The 5,162-nt window shown below is 63.6% G+C and carries 4 protein-coding genes; 3 read left to right on the plus strand and 1 reads right to left on the minus strand.

Features of this window, described 5'->3' with window-relative positions; all coding sequences use genetic code 11:
• A partial coding sequence (locus T5B8_RS19855; RefSeq protein WP_353180991.1) for a transposase occupies positions 1-320 on the plus strand: 320 nt, incomplete at its 5' end.
• Between the two features lie 537 nt (positions 321-857).
• Here T5B8_RS19855 and T5B8_RS19860 read toward each other — a convergent pair.
• Positions 858-2,414, minus strand: coding sequence for a flavin-containing monooxygenase (locus T5B8_RS19860; RefSeq protein ID WP_353180992.1), 1,557 nt, complete (start codon positions 2,412-2,414; stop codon positions 858-860).
• Between the two features lie 219 nt (positions 2,415-2,633).
• Here T5B8_RS19860 and fhuF point away from each other — a divergent pair, with 219 nt between their 5' ends.
• Together fhuF and T5B8_RS19870 are read left to right on the plus strand one after the other, a co-directional pair.
• Entirely contained in the window at positions 2,634-3,386 is a 753-nt protein-coding gene (gene fhuF, locus T5B8_RS19865; RefSeq protein ID WP_353180993.1) for a siderophore-iron reductase FhuF, read from the plus strand.
• Positions 3,387-3,392: 6 nt separating this feature from the next.
• Entirely contained in the window at positions 3,393-5,084 is a 1,692-nt protein-coding gene (locus tag T5B8_RS19870; protein ID WP_353180994.1) for a multidrug ABC transporter permease/ATP-binding protein, read from the plus strand.
• Positions 5,085-5,162 lie beyond the last annotated feature (78 nt).

Here is a 5,162-nt window from a genome sequence, read left to right on the forward strand (position 1 = left end):
TCGGCGATGCGGCGTTGTTTGACAACGGCCGGCAGGTCTCGGCGTGGGTTGGACTGGTGCCCAAGCAGCATTCCAGCGGCGATCGCCAATGGCTGGGCTCGATTACCAAACGCGGCTCGCGCTATCTGCGCACGCTGCTGGTTCACGGCGCCCGTGCGCTGTTGACCCGGGTTGAGCATTTGCCGGGCCGACGTGGCGACTGGTTACGTCAACGCGTGGCCCGCAACGGGCGCAACAAGGCGGCCGTGGCGCTGGCGAACAAGAACGCCCGCATTCTCTGGGCGCTGATGTACAGCGGCGACCGCTATCGCGCGGCCTGAGCCATGCGTGTGCAGACGAACATCAAAGCCACACACAGCAATAGCCAAGGTCTGTGTATGCACTGACAACCGATCACGCGGTGCCCTGAATCTGGTCACCGCCACGTGTCGGCAATCGCGACTGATGAACAACAGGTCAAACCGACGCCCTTGAAACGCCGACTAAGCCACAGGCCTGCGAGGCCGATAGGTCGATTGTGCGCTCGGGCGTACGAATACTCATCAAGGCCCGGCACCCAAGGATGTGCCAACACCGAGGCCGAATATACGGACGCCGCCTGCTCTGTTGATGATCGAGGTTGCTTACCGGAGCGGATCCATATATGGCTTAGGCCGAAGGCCGTAAGCCAACAAAACCGCCCCGTGGCGCAATCGAAGGGCACAGTCGAGCCGGCTCTGCGCGGCCCTGCGAGCTGCGTTCACCGTTGGATTACGCTGCGCTAATCCAAGCTACGCCCGCAGCGGACCGAAGCGCATAAAAAACCCCGAGCGTTAGTACCAACGCTCGGGACCGGTTCGATCAGCGAAAGCCTGGCGTCAGGCCGCTTTCTTGCGCGAACGCGCCGTCTTCGAGGCGCTTTGCTTCACTTCTTCGTATTCACTCGGCTTGTAACGCATCAGGCGCAGCTTGTACTCCCAGTTGAAGCCGGGATAGAGCGTGGTGTTCTTGCCCGAATCGGTCAGATACCAGCTATTGCAACCGGACGTCCACGAGGTGTATTTCATCCGCCACTGGATGCCACGGTTGAACTTGTCCTGCACGGACTTTTTAACGTCAATGAAGCGCAGCTTCTTTTTCGCCATATGGGCGATGGCCTGCAGGGTGTAGTCCATCTGCTGTTCGGTGAACGCCAGCACCGAGGTGTGGCTCGGGCCGGTGTTCGGGCCCATGAGGAAGAACAGATTGGGAAAACCGGAGACGGTCACGCCCTTATAGGCTTCGGCGCCGTCGTCCCAGGCGGCATTCAGGTCGACGCCGCCGCGACCGGTCATCGCAAACGGCGCGGCCTTGCTGGGCACCTTGAAGCCGGTGGCACAGACGATGGCATCCACCTCGATCGTGCGCCCGTCGTGGGTGACGATGGCGTTTTCGGTGATCTTCGCCGGCCCGTCGGCGATGAGCTCGACATTGTCGCGCTGCAGGGCCGGATACCAGTCGTTCGAGATGAGAATACGCTTGCAGCCGATCTTGTAGTCCGGCGTCACCTTGCGCCGCAGGGCCGGATCCTTGATCTGTTTTTTGATATGGCCCTTGGCCATGTTCTCGGCCACGCGCTTGAGCGGGCCGAAATCGGAGATCACGAACGGTGCGAACAGCTCGTTGATCCAGTAGATCTTGGCGCGACGGCTGTAGAGCTTGAGCGGCGATTCCTTGTACTCGGCCTGCTCTTCGGCCGAAATCGGCCGGTCGGGCTTGGGCATGATCCAGCTCGGCGTGCGCTGGAACACGGTGAGCTGCTTGGCCTGTTTGGCGACTTCGGGCACCACCTGAATGGCGCTCGCGCCGGAGCCAATCACGGCTACACGCTTGCCGGCGAGGTCGTAATCGTCGTCCCACTGGGCGGTATGCATGAGTTTGCCGGCAAAGCTGTCCAGGCCGTCGATACGCGGCCAGGCGGGGTCGGCCAGCGCGCCGACCGCCGATACCACCACATTGGCGGTCAGCGTTTCACCGTCGGCGGTATGCACGTGCCAGAGGCCGGTGTTTTCGTCGAAATCCGCACCCACGATGGTGGTGTTGAAGCGCACGTGATCGCGCAGCTTGTACTTCTCGGTGCAGCGCTTGATGTAGTCGAAGATTTCCGGCTGCTGGCCGAAGCTGCGCGACCAGGTCGCGCTCTGCTCGAAGGAAAACGAGTACAGATGCGAATGCACGTCGCAGGCCGCGCCGGGATAGTGGTTGTCGCGCCAGGTGCCGCCGACTTCGCTGCCACGTTCCAGAATAGTGAAGGTATCGACGCCGGCCTCCTTGAGCCGGATGGCCATACCCAGGCCGGAAAACCCCGCGCCGACGATCGCGATATGCATATCCGTATCGATCTTCGGATGCGTGGTCAGCGGATTGAAACGAGAGACGAGTTCGGTAACAGCCATGAGAACTCCGCGGCAGCGAAAATGGGCGCCCGGTCGTGGGCATGATCTGAAAATAGCAATTTCCGCCCTTTCTGACAAGGCGCAATGTCAGATTAATTCTTCCGGCCCGGGCGCGACGACTGGCCAGCCCCGGTGCGGGCGCGTTAACGTACTGATAATCATTCCTATCGTCTGACGCGCGTTGGCGTGCCAGAACGTTTGTCACCGGCTGCGGCTGCGATGTTCGCTGACCATTTCCACGACGATCTCGCCATATTTGCGGATGTCTTCCAGGACAGCCGCGGCGCGGCACCGAGGACCGCGTTCGAAGGCGCTGCGCTGGCTGATCCCGCGCGGCTGGTGCCGTTGCTCGTGCATTTTGGCGAACACACCGAATGCACCGAGGCCCGCGCGCGCGCCTCGCAGTGGTCGAAATATTTCTTTGCCCGGCTGGGCATCGCTACGCTCGTGGTACAGGCGGCCACCGACCGCGCGCTCGCTTTCGACCTGACTACGCTCGCTGTGGTCTGCGACGACGATGCCACCACCGCACAGTTCCTGTTCCCCGGCGATGCCGTGATGGCCACAGACACACCGGGGCACGATTTCTCCGCGCTCATCGACGCGGCCTTTGCGCCGGTGGTCTCAGCGCTGTCGCGGCATTGCGGGTTGGCGCCGCGCGTGTTCTGGAGCAACGCCGGGGTGTATTTCCACTGGGCGCTGGGTGAGCTGGAACGACAGGGCCGTCTGCCGGCCGCACGGCTCGCGCGCATCCGCGCGCTCACCAGCAAACGCCGGCGTCCCGATGGCGGCTTCAACCCGTTTTGCCGCGTCTACAAGCCCTGCCCGCCCGATACGCTCGACGGCAACGACGAACCCGCCGACCACTGCCGCCGCCTGTGCTGCATGCGCGATCTCGAGCCCAGCCTGGGCCTGTGTTCAAACTGTCCGCGCGCCATGCACCTGCGCGCGCCCAAGCGCGCGACCGGATAACCGCTCATGGAACTGCTTCGTCTGATCTGGCGCGACTATCGCGCCGCCTTCATCGCCGTGCTCGTGGGCAGCATGGCCAGCGCGGGGCTCGGCATCGGCGTGATCGCCTTCATCAATGCCCGGCTCATCGAAACCGGCAGCAGCGCGCTGGCGGCCCTGCCCCAGTTCTTCGGCCTCATCGTCCTGCTGCTGGCGATTTCTCTGGCCTCCCAGCTCGGGCTGACCACGCTCGGCCATCGCTTCGTGTTCGACCTGCGCTCGCGGCTGGTCAAACAGATTCTGGATACCGATATCGAGCGGATCGAACGCCTGGGCAGCGCCCGCCTGCTCGCCGCCCTTTCGTCGGACGTGCGCAACGTCACCATCGCCTTCGTGCGCCTACCGGAGCTGGTTCAGGGCAGCATTCTTACCGTGGCCAGCATCGCCTACCTGGCCTGGCTGTCGCTGCCCATCCTGCTGATTACTGCCGTATGGATCGCCGCCACCATGGGCTTTGGCGCCTGGCTGGTACGGCGCGTCTATCACCATATCGCGCTGGTGCGCGAGGCCGAGGACGCGCTCTATCGCGACTACGAAAATGTCATCCACGGCCGCAAGGAACTACGCCTGAACCGCGCCCGCGCGCGTCGCCTGTTCGACGAAACCTATACCGACAACGCCCGCCGCTACCAGCGCCACATCATCCGTGCCGATACCTTCCACCTGTCGGCCAACAACTGCACCAACATCATGATGCTGGGCGCGATCGGGCTGGTGTTCTTCCTCGCCAACGGCCTCGGTTGGGCCACGCCGGCCGTGGCTGCCACCTATGCGCTCACCCTGCTGTTCGTACGCACGCCGCTGATCGGCGCGATCGGCGCCCTGCCAACGCTGATCGCCGCCCAGGTCGCCTTCGACAAACTACGCACCCTGGCCCTGGCCGAACACGCCCACGGTTTCGACCAACCCGCGCCCATCAGCACCAACTGGCAGACCATCGAACTACGCCAGGTCTGCTTCGCCTACGACGGCGACGAGGCGGATACGCCCAGCGGCTTCTCCGTCGGCCCCATCGACCTCACCCTGCGCCGCGGCGAACTGGTGTTTCTGATCGGCGGCAACGGCAGCGGCAAGACCACCCTCGCCCGCCTGCTCACCGGGCTGTATGCCCCCAAGTCGGGGCAAATCCTCGTCGACGGCGAAGTCATCGACGCCAGCCGGCGCGCCTCGCTACAACACCTGTTCGCGGCTGTATTCACCGACTTCCACCTGTTCGAACAACTGCTCGACAGCGACGGCGCTCCCGTGGACGCCACCTTCATCCAGGACTGGCGCGAACGCCTGGGCCTCACCGACAAGCTCGCCCTCGAAGGCGAACGCATCCTCGACACCCAGCTATCCCAGGGCCAGCGCAAACGCGTGGCCCTGATGCTGGCCCTGGCCGAATCCCGCGACATCCTGCTGCTCGACGAGTGGGCCGCCGATCAGGACCCCACCTTCCGCCGCGTGTTCTACCGCGAACTACTCCCCACCTTCGCCGCCCGCGGCCATACCGTGTTCGCCATCAGCCACGACGACCACTACTTCGAACACGCCGACCGGCTGCTGGAAATGCGTAACGGGCAGCTGACCGAGCTCACTGGGGCGGCTCGGGATGACGCCAGTCGGGATGCGGTAGGGCGGATTGCCAAGCATGACGGGGAAGAGCTCGATATTTAAGAGCCAAGCAGTTGGTTGGCGTCTGCTTTTGGCCCAGGCTGTGTGAAAACGCTCCCACCGGCTAAACTTCTCTCAGGC

The sequence above is a fragment of the Salinisphaera sp. T5B8 genome, assembly GCF_040361255.1.
Classification (GTDB): Bacteria; Pseudomonadota; Gammaproteobacteria; order Nevskiales; family Salinisphaeraceae; genus Salinisphaera.